Source organism: Bradyrhizobium sp. (assembly GCF_035273305.1).
In the GTDB taxonomy this organism is placed as follows: Bacteria; Pseudomonadota; Alphaproteobacteria; order Rhizobiales; family Xanthobacteraceae; genus Bradyrhizobium.
This window is the reverse complement of record NZ_DATEPI010000267.1, coordinates 1-16,465: the sequence shown is the minus strand read 5'-3', so window position 1 is coordinate 16,465 and position 16,465 is coordinate 1. Positions and strand designations below refer to the sequence as shown.

Genomic DNA, 16,465 nt, shown 5'->3' with positions numbered 1-16,465 from the left:
TCCGGCCAATCCACGTCCGCTGGCGATAACGATGGCGGTGCCGAATGGGGATGGATGAAATCCATAGCGCAGCGTCATCCCGGCGCCGCCATTCTTCCATTCGCCCGGCGACATCGCCTCATGCGTGACGAACAGATCGTGCAGCCGGCCGGGACCCGAAAGCCCGGAATCGAGGGCGGCGTCCAACACGCTGGCGGAATCACGCAGCAGGCCCTTGGCGTGATCCAATGTCAGAGCCTGCATGAATGCCTTTGGCGTCAGCCCAGCCCAACGGCGAAACAGATGGTGCAACTCGTCCGGTGTCAGGGCCGCGGCATCCGCCACCGCTTCGATCGTCGGCTGCGTGCGCCAGTGCTCGGAGATAAAGGCAATGGCACGTCGCACCGAATCGTAGTCGCGAACGGCCGCGCTCTGGGTGTCTGGTCGGGCCAGACGATGGTCATTTATGGCAAGGTTCATCATGAGTACTGATGTAAGCCGGTCCCGACATTCTAGCCACCCGATTTCCGATCACCCCGATGCCAAGGGAAAGCGCTTACCTGTGAGGAAAACGCGTCAAATCGGGTTGTAGGTGGGGCCGCGCCGGGCCGCCTGCAGTGCGGCGGCCAAGGCCTTGGCGAAGCTGGCCTTTTCGTCCGGGCCAAGGAAACTCCCGATCGAAACGCGGCGCCCCCTTGAAAGCAGATAGAGTTTTTCGACGCCATATTCGGCATGGATTTGCTGATCGAGTTGCACCCATAAGGGGTTCAGCACAAATTCCATGACATGGCCGCGATGGCTGATCCGACGCACCCAAAGCTCGGATGGCGTCACCCGGATCTCCTCACTGGCGCGAGCATCGCGGAAGTTGATCTTGAACGCCCAGTAAATTGCCAGCACATCGAGGCCGAAAAAGCCAAACACCGGCCAGGCCCCCATCAGCAGCGCAGCCATTCCGGCAGCAAAACTGATCAGGGTGACAAAGATCATCAAGACCAAAAAACCAGCACTGCTCAGCGAGCGGTGCGGCGTCAGCAGCGCCGAAAACAATTCCGGCTGGCCCTGCGGATCAAATTCATTGCCTGGGGTCATGGCGTGTCAGTATACCCCCATGATGGCTAAAATCACGCGCAAGCCCCTGCTTAAATCACAATCGACCACGTCCAAACGCGCCAGGAACTCTCAAGGTCCCCACGCAAATCAGCTAAAACGCGACAAACCACGAAAAATCGCGGCCAAAACAAATAAGGCGGGCGCGAAGACATCGCCGAAGGCGTTCAGACCCTGGACTCCGGCCGAAGTCCAGGAGGCCTTCAGCCGTTTCCGCAAGGCCAATCCGGAGCCGAAGGGCGAACTCGAACACCTCAATCCTTACACGCTGCTGGTGGCGGTCGTTCTTTCGGCCCAGGCCACCGACGCCGGCGTCAACAAGGCGACGCGCGCGCTGTTTGCGGTCGCCGATACCCCGCAGAAAATGATCGCGCTCGGCGAGGAAAAGCTGCGCGATTACATCAAGACCGTCGGGCTCTATCGCACCAAGGCCAAGAACGTGATCGCGTTATCGCAAAAGCTGATTGCGGACTTTGGCGGCGAGGTGCCGCGCACCCGCGCCGAGATTGAATCGTTGCCGGGCGCCGGCCGCAAGACCGCAAACGTTGTGCTCAACATGGCATTCGGCGAGCGCACTCTGGCGGTCGACACTCACGTGTTTCGGGTCAGCAACCGCACTGGGCTGGCCAGGGGCGACACTCCACTCGAGGTGGAGCTTGGACTTGAGCGCGTAGTTCCACCTGAATTCATGCTGCACGCGCATCACTGGCTGATCCTGCACGGCCGTTATACCTGCCTGGCGCGCAAACCGCGGTGCGAGGTGTGCCTGATCAACGATCTCTGCCGCTGGCCGGAGAAGACAGTCCAGGTCTGATGTTATGCAGTCCCTCTAAATCACCGGCACGCTGGTCTTGCGGCCCGGCTCGACGAGTTGCGCCCCCGGTCCGGACAGTCGCTTGTGCATGTGAACCATGAATGCCATTCCGAATAGCGGCGTCGCCAGATTGACAATCGGAATCGAGACGAATGCGGCAATGATCAGCCCCGCGGTGAAGATCACCGCCGCATTATCCTTGCGCATTGCTTTGGCTTCGGCAGGCGGCCGAAATCGCATTGCCGCAAGTTCGAAATATTCCCGGCCCAGCAGCCACGCGGTTGCGACGAAGAACGCGAGGAATCCGGCGCCGGCAAAGAACACGAATGGCAACGCGATCAAATAGACCAGGATCGTTAGAAAGGCGGTTTTGATGCCTTCGCTCATCGCGAGGCCGAACGGCAAGGCTACGCCGGGACGTTCCGCCGGATAATGTTCGATTTCGACGCGCTCGGCGACCTCGTCGACAAATACGCTCGCCACGAGCGAGGTGATCGCCGGCATCAGGACCACCGCGCCGAACACGACACCTAGGCCGGCCGCGATCGATACGATCCAGGCCAGCACATTGAGCGGGGTTTCAAATCCTGGGCCCAGCACCGCCTCGGCCCAGCTCTGGCCTGAAGTCGCGAACCAGCTGAGCAACCGTTGGAGCGCAAACGCCAGCACAATGATCAATACCAGCGCCAGGCCGATCGAACGCCACAGGATCGAGCGCATCGGCGGGGACAGGATTTGAGAGAGCGCCTTGACGGCGGCACCTAACATGATGGCCTTGCTCCGGAGCACAAACTCCGCTTCAGCTAGCCATGCGGACCCGCTTCGGCAAGGCCGGGAGGAATGTTCAGGCGTCTAGCGGTTTGCCGCGAACGTTCGGGCCGAGCGTCGCGATCGACACAATAACGATAAGCATCGCTATCGTTATCAGGCCGAACACGCCGACCACGCCGGTCTCGCGCAGCATATAGGCGACGATGAAACCCGACAACATCGCGCTGACCCGGCTCATCGAATAGACGAGGCCCGAGGCGCGCGCGCGAACCGCGGTCGGAAACACTTCGGTCTGATAGGCGTGATACGCATATGACATCGTCATGTTTGAAGCGGTGAGTAACACGCCGCAAAGGATCAGCAGTGCCGGCAGGATCAATTGGGAAAACGCCAGCCCGAGTACAATGATTGCGACCGATGCCCCGCAAATAATCCATTTGCGCTCGAACCGGTCGGCAAAGCTTGCTGCCAGCAGCGGCGCAATCGGATATGCGAACGCGACGATGAAGGAATATTGCAGGCTCTTGGTAACCGTGATGCCTTTTTCGACCAGCAGCGTGGGCACCCAATTGGCAAAACCGTAGAAGCCGAAGGCCTGGCAGAAATTGAACACCATTAACAGCACGACGAGCGATAGGTATGGCGCCTTGAACAGATCAGCATAGCCGAGTTTCGCTGCGCTACGCGGGACGACTTTCTCCGCAGGCTGATCCTGACGCGCACGTTGTATGCCGCCGCTGGATTCAAGCGTCGCGAGGATTTTGACGGCGTCCTTGGTTCTGCCATGGCGCGAAAGCCAGAGGGGGCTTTCCGGCACGTACAGCCGCAGCACCCAGATGATCATGCTGGCTGCAGCGCCGATCAGCACCACCCAGCGCCAGCCATCGATGCCGTACGGCGATAGCGGTACCAACCACCAGGCGAGAGCCGCAACAATGGGCACCGCGATGAACATGACAGCCTGATTGATCGCAAAGGCGCGGCCCCGCATCCAGCTCGGCACGAGTTCGGTGATATAGGCGTCGATGGTAATGATCTCGATCCCAATGCCTATTCCCGCGATGAAGCGCCACAGGAGTACGCCGCCGGCGGTTGTCTGAAATGCCATCACCACGGAAGCCGCGCTATAGCCGAGCAGTGCGTAGGTGAAGATGGCGCGCCGGCCGTACCGGTCAGCCAGGAAGCTTAGGAAAAAGGTGCCGACGAACAACCCGGCAAATGTGGCCGCGACGAATGCGCCGATGCCCGAAAAGCCGAAAAACGCTTGTGTGGTGGTCGTCAGCAGCCCGCTGCGGTTGAGGCCCGGGGCGATGTAGCCGGTGAGAAAAAGATCATAGATCTCGAAGCAGCCGCCAAGCGAGAGCAGGATCACCAGACGCCAGAGGTAGGACGAGCCCGGCAAGTTTTCGAGGCGCCGTGGGATATCGTCGGCTTCGCCGCGCGTGGCCGAAGCAAGCCCGGACTCGCCGTCAATTGCGCTCATGATTTCCCTCCCCGACGTCCCGCCGGCCGACGTGTACGCCGGAAGCAGCATGTAGGGTGTTTATGCCTCAGAAATCCACTGCAGCATACGAAAGAGGCGCGTGAACTCGAAATTCGGCCCGGTAGTGGTTCCATCTGATCGGGCTGGGATCGATCAGACGTTTTATTGCGAATGCGGCGTCGAGTTTCGATATTGATGCGTGAGAATTGCGTCGAACATTGTATTTTCCGGACAGCGGCCGAAAGCCTAGTCTGAAAGCGAGTAGTACGGAGACACGGATGACCACGACGGAATTGCCGTTAACGGGCGTGAGGGTCGTGGAAATGACCCACATGGTCATGGGGCCGACCTGCGGCATGGTCCTGGCGCAGCTTGGCGCCGAGGTCATCAAGGTCGAACCACCCGGCGGCGACAAGACCCGCAGTCTTGGCGGGATGGGAACGTCATTTTTTCCGCTGTTCAATCGCGGCAAGCGCAGCGTCGTGCTCGACTTCGCAAAACCTGAGGATCGCGAGACCATGCACGCGCTTTTGGCCCGCGCCGACGTGTTTTTGGAAAATTTTCGTGACGGCCAACTCGAGAAGCAGGGCCTCGGCGCGGACGAGTTGCGGCGGAAATATCCGCATCTGATTATCTGCGGGCATAAAGGCTTTCTCTCCGGACCCTACGAGCATCGCCCGGCACTCGATGAGGTGGTGCAGATGATGTCTGGCCTGGCTGCGATGACAGGAACGAGAGACAAGCCGCAACGCGTCGGCTCATCCGCCAATGACATCATGGGCGGCATGTTCGGTGCGATCTCGATTCTTGCCGCGCTCTACCAGAAGCGGGCCGCTGCGCAGGGCGCGGATATCCGCATCGGCTTGTTTGAAAACTGCCTTTTTCTGGTTGCGCAGCACATGGTTGAGTTTGAAATGACCGGCAACAAACCGCGGTCGATGCCGGAGCGTGAACATGCTTGGCCGATCTATGATATTTTCGAGACCGCCGGCGGCGAACGCATCTTTATCGGGGTCGTTACGGAGGGCCATTGGCAGAGTTTCTGCCGCGAGTTCGGCATGGTTGAATTTTTGGAAGATCCGGCGCTGCGTACGACCACCGAACGCATCCTGGCGCGCTCCAGGATCATTCCGCGCGTCGCCGACATTATAAAACATTGGAACGCGGCTGATCTGTCGGCGACGCTGGATCGCTTAAACATCTGCTTTTCACCAATCAACCGTCCGGAAGATCTGTTTGACGATCCGCATGTGCTGCGCCCTGGAGGACTTGTCGAAAACACCAATTCCAATGGTGATCCGTTCCGGGTCCCGGCGCTTCCGATCGAATGGAACGGCGCGACCATCGGCGATGGCTTGAAGGTGCCCGGCCTGGGCAGCGACACTTCGGCGGTGCGGGCCGAGCTTGAGGCCCACCAATTTCCCGAGCGAAGCAAATCAGCTTCGAACAGCAAAACCGCCGAGAGGCTCGCATGACCCGAGTTCAGGACGTTTATCCCGCCAATCGTGTGAGCCTGCGCGAGGTCGGGCTGCGGGACGGTCTGCAGATGGTGAAGACGTTTCCCTCGACAGCGGCGAAGCAGCGCTGGATGCGCGAGGAACACGCCGCGGGAGTGCGGCATTTCGAGGTCGGCTCATTCCTGCCTGCCAGCACGTTTCCGCAATTCGCCGACGTGCGCGATATGGTCCGGACTGTGCTCGCGCTGCCGGGCGCACATGGTATCTCGCTGGCGCTGAACGAACGCGGTGTAGACGAAGCGTTGGCATCGGGCGTTGCCGAGGTTGCCTCCGTCGTCTCCGCGACCGAGGAGCACAGCCAGGCGAACGCGAGACGATCGCGCGACCAGGCCGTCGCAAACGTCAAACGCCTTTGCGAATTGCGCGACGCCAGTTCACACAAGCCGATTGTGAATGCCGCGATCTCGATGGCGCTCGGCTGCTCGATTACCGGGCCGGTCGATCCGAACGAAGTGGTCAAACTGGTCGAGAAATGTCTGGAGGCCGGCGTTGATTTCGTGGCCGTCGCCGACACGGTTGGTTATGCCGGCCCGAAGCAGGTTGAAGAGCTGACCAAAGCAGTCGTGAAGCTGTCCGGCTCTAAACCGGTTTGCGTTCATCTGCATGATACCAGAGGCATGGGAATAGCAAATGCGTCCGCCGCCCTCGATGCCGGCGCGCGCATTCTCGACGGTTCGCTCGGTGGCCTAGGCGGCTGTCCGTTCGCACCGGGCGCGACTGGCAATATCGTGTTCGAGGACCTGGTGTTCTTGTGCGAGAGCAAAGGATTCGATACGCGGATCGATATCGAAAAGCTGGTCGCGGTACGCTCGATTCTGAGATCGGAGATGCCGGGCGAGCCGCTCTATGGCGGGCTTGCCCGCGCGGGCTTGCCGGGCCGGACCATTGCGCGAAAAAGCATCGCTGCTATTTGAAGATTTGGCCAGAGAAGGGCCGCGATCGGCGACAAACGAGTGACTCTCGCGGCCTAGCCCAGCGCCGGGGTCCTTTGGCGCGGTCGAATGCGGCGCTCCGGTACGTGATCGACCACCATAAAATGCTCCGCCACGATAATCCGCTCCACCAACGTCCCGGATGGCGCGCGTAATCTCATTTGCGCAGCCGGAACCGCCGCTTCTTGGTCAATCTCTTCAGGAACAATTGGCGGCGAACGGATCGTTTCTGGAAACGGTCCGAATTCGCCCGCTACCTCCCGGAGCGGCTTTTGCTTGTCGGCCCAGTGCAAAGCCGTGTAGTCGAAGCCTTGCACGATGGTGGGTTTGACGATTTCGAAGTAGGGCGAGATGTCGAAATCGCGTGGCATGTAGAGCGAGGAATCGCGTATGTGCAAGATTTCGCGTCGGGCCTGCTTCGACCCCGCGCGGGTGATCTTGGGCAAGATCGGATAGCGTACCGAGTCAAAAGCTTGCGCAATCAGGGCGGAGCAGATGATCTTGGTGGGATCGCCGGAGCCGAACGCAATCATCCTCCGTCGCCAGCGCTGCGGGATCGGCAGCGGAAACAGATAGCGCATCAAGTCGAGGATGTTCTTGGTGTCATAGCCGAAGCCGATCCGGTTGATGGCGTAACGGCAAACGGTGTAGCGGTCCTCGAACGACAAGCCGACCGGTCGGCAAAGACGCGTATGGTAGGGAAAATATTTCGACAACGGCGCCGAGGTTACGCCCTCCCCGATATTAGCCTCGATCAGGACGTGCGGCTCGCCGTTCGGCTCTGTCGCGCCGTCGATCGGACCGACGTAGAGAGCGGCGTGCGACCAGGTGGACTGGGTCAGGTACTTGATTATGCCTGAGACGCGATTATTGCCCTCGACCAGCAGGACATCGCCCTGATCGATAATACCGCGCAGATGCTCTGGGTCACTGGGCGTGAAGGGCTCATAGCCGGGCACCTCTTTTTGAAGGTACCCCGCGATCAGCTTGCCGACGGTGTCGAGCATGACGCCCATAATAGAATCCCCGAGCGCCTTTCCAGCTGCTTTTTGTGTTTCCTTATCATGGTCGAAAGCCGTTGCAATTTGGTTCATGCATTGCATCGATCAATCATGATTGATTCACCATGACGGTTGCTGCGCTCGCTTGGATGCGTCAAGTTCGCTAAAGGTTCCCTGATTCTTCAAAGTTCCGGAAACCATGACATGACAATGACGCGCCGCCAGTTTTTCTCGACATCGGCGGCACTTGCGGCAACGCCGTTTCTCGACCTTCGTGCCTGGGCCGCACCGTTGCCGCGCGAGGCCGATATTGTTGTGATCGGCGCCGGCGCGGCCGGTATTGCAGCGGCGCGTCGGATCATGGCAGCCAATCGGAAGGTGATTGTGGTCGAAGCGACCGGCCAGATCGGCGGACGCTGCCTCACAGATACAGCTACATTTGATGTGCCGTTCGATCGCGGCGCACGCTGGATGTATAACCCCGACGCTAATCCGATGGTGAAGCTCGCGCGCAATGCGGGCCTTGAGATCAGCAGCGTTCCGATTGGTCCCAAGATTCGCATCGGCCGACGGAATGCGCGAGCCGGCGAGACGGAGGAATTCCTCGCCGCCCTGGTGCGCGCCCACCGCGCGATCGACGACGCTTCGCGTGGCAGAGCCGACCTCCCCTGCGCGTCGGTGCTGCCCAAGGATCTCGGCGATTGGGCTGGCACGGCCGAGTTCGTTCTCGGCGCGGGTTTCGCTGGTAAAGACCTGAAGGATATCGCGGTAGCCGACATAGCCCGCGCGCAGGAGCGTAATGCCGCAATGGTTTGCCGGCAGGGTCTAGGGGCGTTGGTCGCGAAGCTTGGCGGCCAGATTCCGATGTCGCTTTCGACACCCGCAAGTCGCGTAAGCTGGAGCAACCGTGAAGTCGCGGTCGAAACGCTGGCGGGCAAGATCGGAGCCCGTGCTGCGATCATTACAGTTTCGAGCAATGTGTTGAGTGCGGGAAGCATAAAGTTCACCCCTGAACTTCCGAAGCGGCAGCTCGATGCTGCGGGCAAATTGAGCCTTGGCAGCTACGACCATATCGCCTTGCAATTACCGCGTAATCCGTTGGGCCTCGGGCACAACGATATTTTTATCGAGCAAAGTAATTCGAGCCGAACGGGGCTCCTGCTGGCCAACATTGGGGGATCATCGCTGTGCTCGGTCGATGTCGCGGGGTCGTTCGGGCGCGATCTCTCGGCGCAGGGAGATAAGGCGATGGTCGCGTTCGCGATCGAATGGCTGACCAAGCTGTTCGGCAGCGAATTCGGCGCCGCCGTCAAAAAAACAAGCGCGACCCGCTGGAATTCAGCGCCATTCGCGCTTGGCGCGATGTCCGCTGCCGCGCCGGGTGGCCAACTGTCACGGAAGGTCCTGAGCGAACCATTCGGCTCCGTCTTTCTCGCTGGCGAGGCGACCCACGAGACGCTGTGGGGGACCGTTGATGGTGCTTGGGAAAGTGGTGAGCGCGCCGCCGATGCCGCTTTACGAAAGATCGGCGCGATTCGTGAACCCGAACCGATTGCACCAGCTCGCCCCGAGACGAAACGCCGCCGCCGGTCCGCGCCGGCGCGGGCTGCGGGAGCGAGGATCAATTGAAGTCCAGCTCAATGACCGAGCGCGCTCCCGAGAGTGCCGCAGCGAAACAGCCACGACCAAAGGCACTGATCTCGTGGTCGAGTGGCAAGGACAGCGCATTCGCCTTGCATCAAGTTAGACTTGCCGGCGAGTTCGATGTGGTCGGTGCACTAACCACCGTGAGCGAGGCATTCGATCGGGTGTCGATTCACGGCGTAAGGCAGGAAATCCTGCACGCGCAGTGCGATGCCGCGGGATTGCCGCTGCGAATCGTGCCGATCCCGTATCCGTGCCCGAACGAAATCTACGAGGCTCGCATGGCGAAAGCCGTCGCGCGAGCTGTGGGGGAAGGCATCACCCACATGATATTTGGCGATCTGTTCCTCGCCGAGATCAGGGCTTACCGTGAGCAAAAACTCGCCGGCAGCGGGATCACGCCGGTGTTTCCGCTGTGGCAGCGACCGACCTTGCCGCTCGCGCATGCGATGATCGAAAGCGGAATGGAGGCTTACCTCGCGACCGTCGACCTGAAAAAGTTGCCCGCCGAATTTGCCGGCCGCAAATTCGATTTACGGCTGCTTGCCGATTTGCCGAAGGGCATCGATCCCTGTGGCGAAAACGGCGAATTTCATACCTGCGTAATTGCGGGGCCGATTTTTTCCGGTGCACTGGCGCTTATTGCCGGCGAGTGTGTCCAGCGCGATGGCTACGCTTACTGCGACCTGAAGATGGCAGAGGCAGGTCGGCGCTAGATTTTCTAGCGCAGCAAAGGATCCAGCGCCGGCAAGCCGATCACGACGGCCGCCGCAATCAACGCATAGCAGATCGAGCGAAAGAGTTTTTCGCTGGCGCGTCCGAACAAGGATGCGCCGAACCAGACCCCGATGCCATAGGCCGGACCGACCAAAAGCGAGAACCGAATGGCGTCTGCGGTGACGAGCCCGGCGAACGCATAGCTCGCGGCGGAAAAGAAATCGGAAGCGCCAAAAAATAGCAGGATATTCGCGCGGGCAATCGCGGAGGCGACAGGACGGCCGAGCCAATAGCCCACGATCGGCGGGCCGCCGGTCTGGGCGAGACCGCTGCAAAAGCCAGACAGTCCGCCGATGCCCACGGAAATGGCCCGATGGTCCTTGCCGCGATAGCGCCAGCCCGAGATCAGCAATACCAACAGCGCGAAAACGAAGCCTGAAATGATCCAGCGCGTGGTCACGGGATCGAGGCGGCTGAGGAAATAGGTTCCTAACGGCACGCCGATCAAAGCGCCTGATACCATCACCGCGGTCGCACTGCGGTCCGCCTGCCTCCACGCATTTGGGATCAGCGGTACGGCGGCGACGAAATCGATGATAAGCAGAACTGCGGCAACCAGGCGTGGCGCGGCGAGGCTGCTTGCGAGCGGCATGAAGATCAGCGCGGAGCCAAACCCGGAAAATCCACGCGCCGTTCCGGAGATCAAAGCGATCGCGCCGATCGTAATCGCGGTGTTGGTACTGACATCGCTCGGGATCAGGCCAAACCCGGGCGTCATGCCCGCAACGTGCCGCCGGTCTTCTTCGTCACCTCCGCCACGATCTTTGCACCGATGGCATCGATCTCCTGATCGGTCATGGTTTTCTCGCGGGGCTGCATCGTCACGGCGATCGCGACCGATTTTTTACCGCTCTCGATGCCCTTGCCTTCATAGATATCGAACACGCCGACATCCGTGATCAGCTTCTTGTCCACGGCTTGCGCGGCGCGAACGATGTCGCCGGCCCTGATGCTGCGATCGACAATGAAGGCAAAGTCGCGCGACACGGGCTGGAATGGTGAGAGTTCAAGCACCGGCTTGGCTCGCGTCTGCTTCTGCTTGGCCTGCGGAATGCCATCGAGGATCACCTCGAACGCGACCAGCGGACCCTCGGCGCCAAGCGTCTCGAGCGCCGCCGGGTGGAGCTCGCCGAAATATCCGAGCACGTTTTGCGGACCGATCTGGATGGTGCCGGAGCGGCCGGGATGAAGCCAGATCGGCCCACCCGGCACCACTTGCAAAGCTTGCATCGGCGCGCCGACGGCCGAGAGTACGGCGAAAGCGTCGCCTTTGGCGTCTAGCGCATCGACGGTCGCCGAGCCCGACCAGTGGCGTCCTATTCCCTTTGACGAACCGAGGCCGTGACGAACGCCGGCTGCTGCCGCGAGTTGATCCTCCGGCCGGTCGCCCCTGAACACCTGGCCGACCTCGAACAGCGCAACGTCGGGAAATCCCCGGTCACTATTGGCCTGCGCGGCGGCGACCAGCCCCGGGAGAAGGCTCGGCCGCATATCGGACAGTTCGGAGGCGATTGGATTGGCGAGTGCGAGTTCGCCTCCGCCGCCACCGAACAGCTCGGCGTGGGATTTTGCGATGAACGACCAGGTTACCGCCTCGACCATGCCCCGCGCCGCGAGCGCGCGCTTGGCGCGCCGGGTACGCAGCTGAAGAGTGGTGAGGATAGGCTTGCGCGCCGAGATTCCCCGATCGAACGGCGTCATGGGCACCTTGTCGACGCCGACGATGCGCACAATCTCCTCAACGAGGTCGGCCTTACCGTGCACGTCGGATCGCCAGGAAGGCACCGCTATCTTCACCACCGGCCCCGGACCAGCCATCATGAAACCCAGATGGGTCAAAATCCGCTTTATCTCCGGAAGCGGCACGTCAATGCCGGCAAGCCGCTTCACTTCGCTGAGCGGAAAATCGATCACGCGGTCATCACCGAAGCTCTTGCCGACCACGACGTTTTCCGAAGGCGTCCCGCCGCACAATTCCATCACCAGCCGGGTCGCCATTTCAAGGCCCGGGACCATGAAGGCGGGATCGACGCCGCGCTCAAAGCGATAGCGCGCGTCCGAATTGATGCCGAGCTTGCGGCCGGTGTGTGCGATGTTGATCTCGTTCCACAGCGCCGATTCGATCAGCACGTCGGTCGTTTGTTCAGAGCAGCCGGAAGCTTCACCCCCCATGATGCCGGCCAGCGACTCAACTCCGCGGTCGTCGGCGATCACGCAAATATTTTCATCCAGCGTATAGGTGCGGCCATCGAGCGCGAGCAGCGTCTCGTCGTCCTTGGCACGGCGGACGCTGAGATTGCCTTCCACTTTCGCAGCATCGAACACATGAAGCGGCCGGGCCCGGTCGTAGGTCATGAAATTTGTAATATCGACCAGCGCGTTTATCGGCCGCAAGCCGATCGCGTTGAGCCGCTGCTGCAGCCAGACCGGGGATGGACCGTTCTTGACGCCCCGCACCAGCCGCAACGCAAAACCTGGACACAGTGAAGGGTCCTGGACGCTCACTTTCACCGGACAGGGAAACTCTCCCTTGATCGGCTTGATCGCCGGGTCCTTGAATTTGCCCATGTCGGCGGCCGAGAGATCGCGCGCGATGCCGTGGACGCCGGCGCAATCCTGCCGGTTCGGCGTCAGGTTGATTTCCAGCACGGGATCGCCGAGCCCGGCCCATTGCGCGTAGCCAGCGCCCACAGGCGCGTCCGCCGGCAATTCCATAATCCCATCATGATCGTCAGAGATTTGCAGCTCGGCTGCCGAGCACAGCATGCCGCGGCTCTCGACCCCCCTGATCGTACCGACTCCGAGGGTGGTGTTCTTGCCGGGAATGTAGGTCCCCGGCGCCGAGAACACGCTAACGAGGCCCGCGCGCGCGTTGGGCGCCCCGCATACGACCTGCACCGGCGCGGCGCCATGTCCAGTATCGACCATGCAGACCCGCAGCCGATCCGCGTTGGGATGCTGCTCGGCAGAGAGCACGCGCGCGATGGTGAAAGGCGCGAGCGCCTTTGCCTTGTCTTCGATGTTCTCGACCTCGAGCCCGATCATCGTGAGCTTGTCGGCCAGCTTTTCGAGCGGCTCGTCGGTGTCGAGATGTTCCTTCAGCCAGGACAGGGTAAATTTCATGAGATCACCCTGCCCTCGGCGAAAACCTCGACCAGACGAAAACGCTCGCACATCAGCATCATGTCTTCGTTGAATTTACCCAGCCGCCGAAAATATTGGCGGTGCGCCTCGCGCCAGTAAGCGAGGCTTCGGTCACCCTCACCTTCGTCGAAAGCAAACTTCGCATCTACTTCGTTGTAGCGCTGAAAGGTGACTTCAATCGACTCGATCACGCATTTCGGATCACCCTTTCCATCGAGCACCATCCAGCGTTCGCCCGGCTTCGAGATGTTCGGCTCATCCTCGGTGCTGCAGGTCGCAGTTTTTGTGCCGTTCAGAACAAGCTCGAGCAACTCGTCTGCCAGCGCGGGGCTGTCGCCGAACGCGAACGAACGCAAACTCCGATACTTCTCCGGAACAGTGCGACCGCTCACGAACTCAGGCCTCCGGCCAAGGTCGGAAGATCGAGCGGCTTGAAGCCGTAATGGGCGAGCCACCGCACGTCGCTTTCGAACAACTGCCGCAAATCGGACATGCCATATTTGAGCATCGCGATACGGTCGATCCCCATGCCCCAGGCAAATCCCTGGTACACGTCCGGATCGATGCCGCAGGCGCGCAGCACGTTCGGATGCACCATGCCGCAGCCGAGAATCTCCAGCCAGTCCTCGCCTTCGCCGAAGCGGATCTCGCCCTGATCGCGCCGGCACTGGATATCGACCTCCAGCGACGGCTCGGTGAACGGGAAAAAGGAGGGCCGAAACCGCATGTTGATGTGATCGACTTCGAAGAACGCCTTGCAGAACTCGTGCAGGATCCATTTGAGGTGACCGAGATGGGAGCTCCTGTCGATGACAAGGCCCTCGACCTGGTGAAACTGCGGCGTGTGAGTGGCGTCGGAGTCGATCCGATATGTGCGGCCAGGACAAATGATACGGATCGGCGGTTTTTGAGTGAGCATGGTTCGCACCTGGACCGGCGAGGTGTGAGTGCGCAACAACATGCGCGAACCGTCTTCCTTCGGATTGAAGAAAAAGGTGTCGTGCATCTCACGGGCTGGATGGCCTTCAGGAAAATTCAGTCTCGTGAAATTGTAATCGTCGGTCTCGATGTCGGGGCCTTCGGCGATTGCAAATCCCATGTCTGCGAAGATCGTATTGACCTCCTCGAGCACTTGGCTGAGCGGATGGATACGACCTTGCTCGGCGGGAGCTTCGCGTAGCGGCAACGTGACATCGATGGTCTCGGACTTGAGGCGGGCGTCCAGCGCTGCGGATTTCAGGATATCGCGGCGGGCGGCCAGCGCCTCGGTGACGGTATCCTTGGCGCGGTTGATCTTCGCGCCTTCGGTCTTGCGCTCGTCGGGCGACATCTTGCCGAGCGTGGAGAGCAGCGCGGAAATCGAACCCTTCTTGCCCAGCGCCGCGACGCGCACGGCCTCCAATGCGGCTTCATCGCCCGCCGCAGCGATCTGGGTGAGGATCTGGGATTCAAGTTGGGCGAGATCGGACATGGCGACGATCACCTGTTCGGAGCGCGCGCAGTCCGGCACGTGAGGCTGTCATCATCCGCAAAGCGGATAATCCAGTAACCCCGGGGGCAGAATGTGGTCGGTGGCTACTGGATGCCCCGCTTCCGCGGAGCATGACACCGGAGTTGCGAGACGCTACGGCGGTTTGAAGTTAAGCGGCCAGCGCGGCCTTGGCTTTTTCCGCGATCGCCTGAAAAGCCGCCGGTTCGTGGATAGCGAGATCCGACAGCACCTTGCGATCGACCGTGATGCCCGACTTGGACAGGCCGTTGATAAAGACGCTGTAGGTCATCCCGAACGGACGCACCGCGGCGTTGAGGCGCTGAATCCATAGCGCACGGAAAGTGCGCTTCTTGCGCTTGCGGTCGCGGAAGGCGTATTGCCCGGCCTTCTCGACGGCGGCCTTTGCGGCGCGGATGGTGTTCTTGCGGCGGCCATAAAAACCTTTGGCGGCCTTGTAGACTTTCTTGTGTTTGGCGTGAGATGTCACACCGCGTTTGACGCGAGCCATGACTTAGTCCTCGATCTCTGGAATGGGTGACGGAAACGCCGCGCGGACGCGGCCGGGCAAATCAGACCGTGATGGTTTTTGCGATCAGGCGTTCGGCAAGAAATACTTTTTGATGTTGTCGCCGTCGGTCTTGAACAGCACGCGCGTACCACGGAGCTGACGGATCTGTTTTTTTGTCCGCTTGATCATGCCATGGCGCTTGCCGCGCTGGGCATGCATCACCTTCCCGGTGGCAGTCACCTTAAAGCGCTTTTTAGCGCCCGATTTGGTCTTCAACTTGGGCATTTGGCTCTCCTGTTGCCGCAACACGAAATCGCCCCTGCGGGCGCCCGGCCGGCTAAAATTGCTCGTTAGAGCGTTGAAAGTGCTCGATTATCCCTGAAATGAAATAACCGGCACGGCATCGACACGGCAGCCCTTGATCAGCCGGGCGATGAAGGCTGCGCTTATGGCAGAGCCGGGCAAGATTGGCAACGATGAACCGTGAATGGGCTATGTGGGACGAACCAGTTCCACCCCTTTAGCGGTTCAGCCCCAAGCAGGAAGACCATGACGATTTCAGCCCGACCAACCGGCTTTTTTGCCGATTTCCGCCGCTTACGCATCTTGCTACTTTTTTCTGGGGCAGCCGCTCTCGCCGCTCCCGTGCTGCCGACCGCCGCCGAGGCCGGCAAAGTCCGGAGAGCGGTCTCCGGCGGCTATGACGGGGTTTGGAACGTTCTGATCATCACTCAGGCCGGCAACTGCGATGCCGCCTACAGCTATCCTTTCCGGGTGGCAGCCGGCCGTATCTCGTCCGCCGGTGCGGCCAACGTTTCGGGAAGTGTCGGGCGCGGCGGGGGCGTCGCGGTCAGGATCTCTGCCGGTGGCTCGGTTGCCACCGGCAGTGGGCGGCTCGCCGGTAACTCGGGGGCCGGCCGTTGGAGCGCACGGCTGTCGGGCGGAAACTGCAGTGGCCATTGGCAGGCGACGCGAAGTTGATCGCCCTCCAGCAAATTGGCCCGCCACGTGTTTGACGGGCCGTTTCCGGGACTGCTGAAGGCTGAGACGATCAGCGCGGCGCCAGCACCATCACCACCTGGCGGCCTTCGAAGCGGGCGTCCTGCTCCACCTTGGCGAAATCGGCGACGTCGGCCTTCACTTTGTCCAGCAGCTTGGTGCCGATTTCCTGATGCGCCATTTCACGGCCGCGGTAACGAAGGGTGATCTTGACCTTATCTCCCTCCTCGAAGAACCGCTGCATCGCCCGCATCTTCACGTCATAGTCGTGATCGTCGATCATCGGCCGGAGCT

The 16,465-nt window shown here is 60.8% G+C and carries 18 protein-coding genes; 6 read left to right on the top strand and 12 right to left on the bottom strand.

Annotation, left to right across the window (positions count from 1 at the left end):
- On the bottom strand, positions 1-462 hold a 462-nt coding region (locus VJV58_RS17750), incomplete at its 3' end, for an AraC family transcriptional regulator (protein WP_324138669.1).
- 93 nt (positions 463-555) lie between these two features.
- The gene (locus tag VJV58_RS17745; RefSeq protein ID WP_324138668.1) at positions 556-1,071 is read right to left on the bottom strand and encodes a DUF2244 domain-containing protein; all 516 of its coding nucleotides are present in this window, start codon (positions 1,069-1,071) and stop codon (positions 556-558) included.
- Positions 1,072-1,093: 22 nt separating this feature from the next.
- On the opposite strand from VJV58_RS17745, the gene nth reads away from it, so the two are divergent.
- Positions 1,094-1,903, top strand: coding sequence for an endonuclease III (gene nth / locus VJV58_RS17740; RefSeq protein WP_414641522.1), 810 nt, complete (start codon positions 1,094-1,096; stop codon positions 1,901-1,903).
- 15 nt (positions 1,904-1,918) lie between these two features.
- Here nth and VJV58_RS17735 read toward each other — a convergent pair whose 3' ends face one another.
- Both VJV58_RS17735 and VJV58_RS17730 read right to left on the bottom strand, forming a co-directional pair.
- A complete protein-coding gene (locus VJV58_RS17735) occupies positions 1,919-2,671 on the bottom strand; it encodes a sulfate transporter family protein (protein ID WP_324138666.1) in 753 nt (250 codons plus the stop codon).
- 76 nt (positions 2,672-2,747) lie between these two features.
- Complete coding sequence (locus tag VJV58_RS17730; RefSeq protein ID WP_324138665.1) at positions 2,748-4,157, bottom strand: MFS transporter; 1,410 nt, start codon at positions 4,155-4,157, stop codon at positions 2,748-2,750.
- 278 nt (positions 4,158-4,435) lie between these two features.
- On the opposite strand from VJV58_RS17730, the gene VJV58_RS17725 reads away from it, so the two are divergent.
- Positions 4,436-5,632, top strand: a complete 1,197-nt coding sequence (locus VJV58_RS17725) for a CoA transferase (RefSeq protein WP_324138664.1) — start codon at positions 4,436-4,438, stop codon at positions 5,630-5,632.
- Positions 5,629-6,588: a hydroxymethylglutaryl-CoA lyase gene (locus tag VJV58_RS17720; RefSeq protein ID WP_324138663.1), complete on the top strand. Its 960-nt coding sequence runs from the start codon at positions 5,629-5,631 to the stop codon at positions 6,586-6,588. Before VJV58_RS17725 ends, VJV58_RS17720 begins: the two co-directional genes overlap by 4 nt.
- 53 nt (positions 6,589-6,641) lie before the next feature.
- Here VJV58_RS17720 and VJV58_RS17715 read toward each other — a convergent pair whose 3' ends face one another.
- Positions 6,642-7,622 (bottom strand): lipo-like protein, encoded by a 981-nt coding sequence (locus tag VJV58_RS17715; RefSeq protein WP_324138670.1) that lies wholly within the window; start codon positions 7,620-7,622, stop codon positions 6,642-6,644.
- A 189-nt stretch (positions 7,623-7,811) separates the two neighbouring features.
- On the opposite strand from VJV58_RS17715, the gene VJV58_RS17710 reads away from it, so the two are divergent.
- Together VJV58_RS17710 and VJV58_RS17705 are read left to right on the top strand one after the other, a co-directional pair.
- The gene (locus tag VJV58_RS17710) at positions 7,812-9,236 is read left to right on the top strand and encodes an NAD(P)/FAD-dependent oxidoreductase (RefSeq protein WP_324138662.1); all 1,425 of its coding nucleotides are present in this window, start codon (positions 7,812-7,814) and stop codon (positions 9,234-9,236) included.
- Between the two features lie 11 nt (positions 9,237-9,247).
- Complete coding sequence (locus tag VJV58_RS17705; RefSeq protein ID WP_324138661.1) at positions 9,248-9,967, top strand: ATP-binding protein; 720 nt, start codon at positions 9,248-9,250, stop codon at positions 9,965-9,967.
- Between the two features lie 5 nt (positions 9,968-9,972).
- On the opposite strand, the gene VJV58_RS17700 is transcribed toward VJV58_RS17705, so the two are convergent.
- The 6 genes from VJV58_RS17700 to rpmI form a co-directional block, all read right to left on the bottom strand.
- Positions 9,973-10,746 carry a sulfite exporter TauE/SafE family protein gene (locus VJV58_RS17700; RefSeq protein ID WP_324138660.1) on the bottom strand — a complete coding sequence of 258 codons (774 nt, stop codon included), beginning with the start codon at positions 10,744-10,746 and terminating at the stop codon, positions 9,973-9,975.
- Positions 10,743-13,151 (bottom strand): phenylalanine--tRNA ligase subunit beta, encoded by a 2,409-nt coding sequence (gene pheT / locus VJV58_RS17695; RefSeq protein WP_324138659.1) that lies wholly within the window; start codon positions 13,149-13,151, stop codon positions 10,743-10,745. The genes VJV58_RS17700 and pheT overlap by 4 nt, the downstream gene beginning before the upstream one ends.
- Positions 13,148-13,564 (bottom strand): ASCH domain-containing protein, encoded by a 417-nt coding sequence (locus tag VJV58_RS17690; protein WP_324138658.1) that lies wholly within the window; start codon positions 13,562-13,564, stop codon positions 13,148-13,150. Before VJV58_RS17690 ends, pheT begins: the two co-directional genes overlap by 4 nt.
- Positions 13,561-14,643, bottom strand: coding sequence for a phenylalanine--tRNA ligase subunit alpha (pheS, locus tag VJV58_RS17685; RefSeq protein WP_324138657.1), 1,083 nt, complete (start codon positions 14,641-14,643; stop codon positions 13,561-13,563). Before pheS ends, VJV58_RS17690 begins: the two co-directional genes overlap by 4 nt.
- Before the next feature lie 169 nt (positions 14,644-14,812).
- Positions 14,813-15,172 (bottom strand): 50S ribosomal protein L20, encoded by a 360-nt coding sequence (gene rplT / locus VJV58_RS17680; RefSeq protein WP_324138656.1) that lies wholly within the window; start codon positions 15,170-15,172, stop codon positions 14,813-14,815.
- 84 nt (positions 15,173-15,256) lie between these two features.
- Complete coding sequence (rpmI, locus tag VJV58_RS17675; protein WP_029585522.1) at positions 15,257-15,457, bottom strand: 50S ribosomal protein L35; 201 nt, start codon at positions 15,455-15,457, stop codon at positions 15,257-15,259.
- Between the two features lie 264 nt (positions 15,458-15,721).
- Between rpmI and VJV58_RS17670 the strand changes: the two genes are divergently transcribed.
- Positions 15,722-16,153: a hypothetical protein gene (locus tag VJV58_RS17670; protein WP_324138655.1), complete on the top strand. Its 432-nt coding sequence runs from the start codon at positions 15,722-15,724 to the stop codon at positions 16,151-16,153.
- A 70-nt stretch (positions 16,154-16,223) separates the two neighbouring features.
- On the opposite strand, the gene infC is transcribed toward VJV58_RS17670, so the two are convergent.
- On the bottom strand, positions 16,224-16,465 hold a 242-nt coding region (gene infC, locus VJV58_RS17665; protein WP_324138654.1), incomplete at its 5' end, for a translation initiation factor IF-3.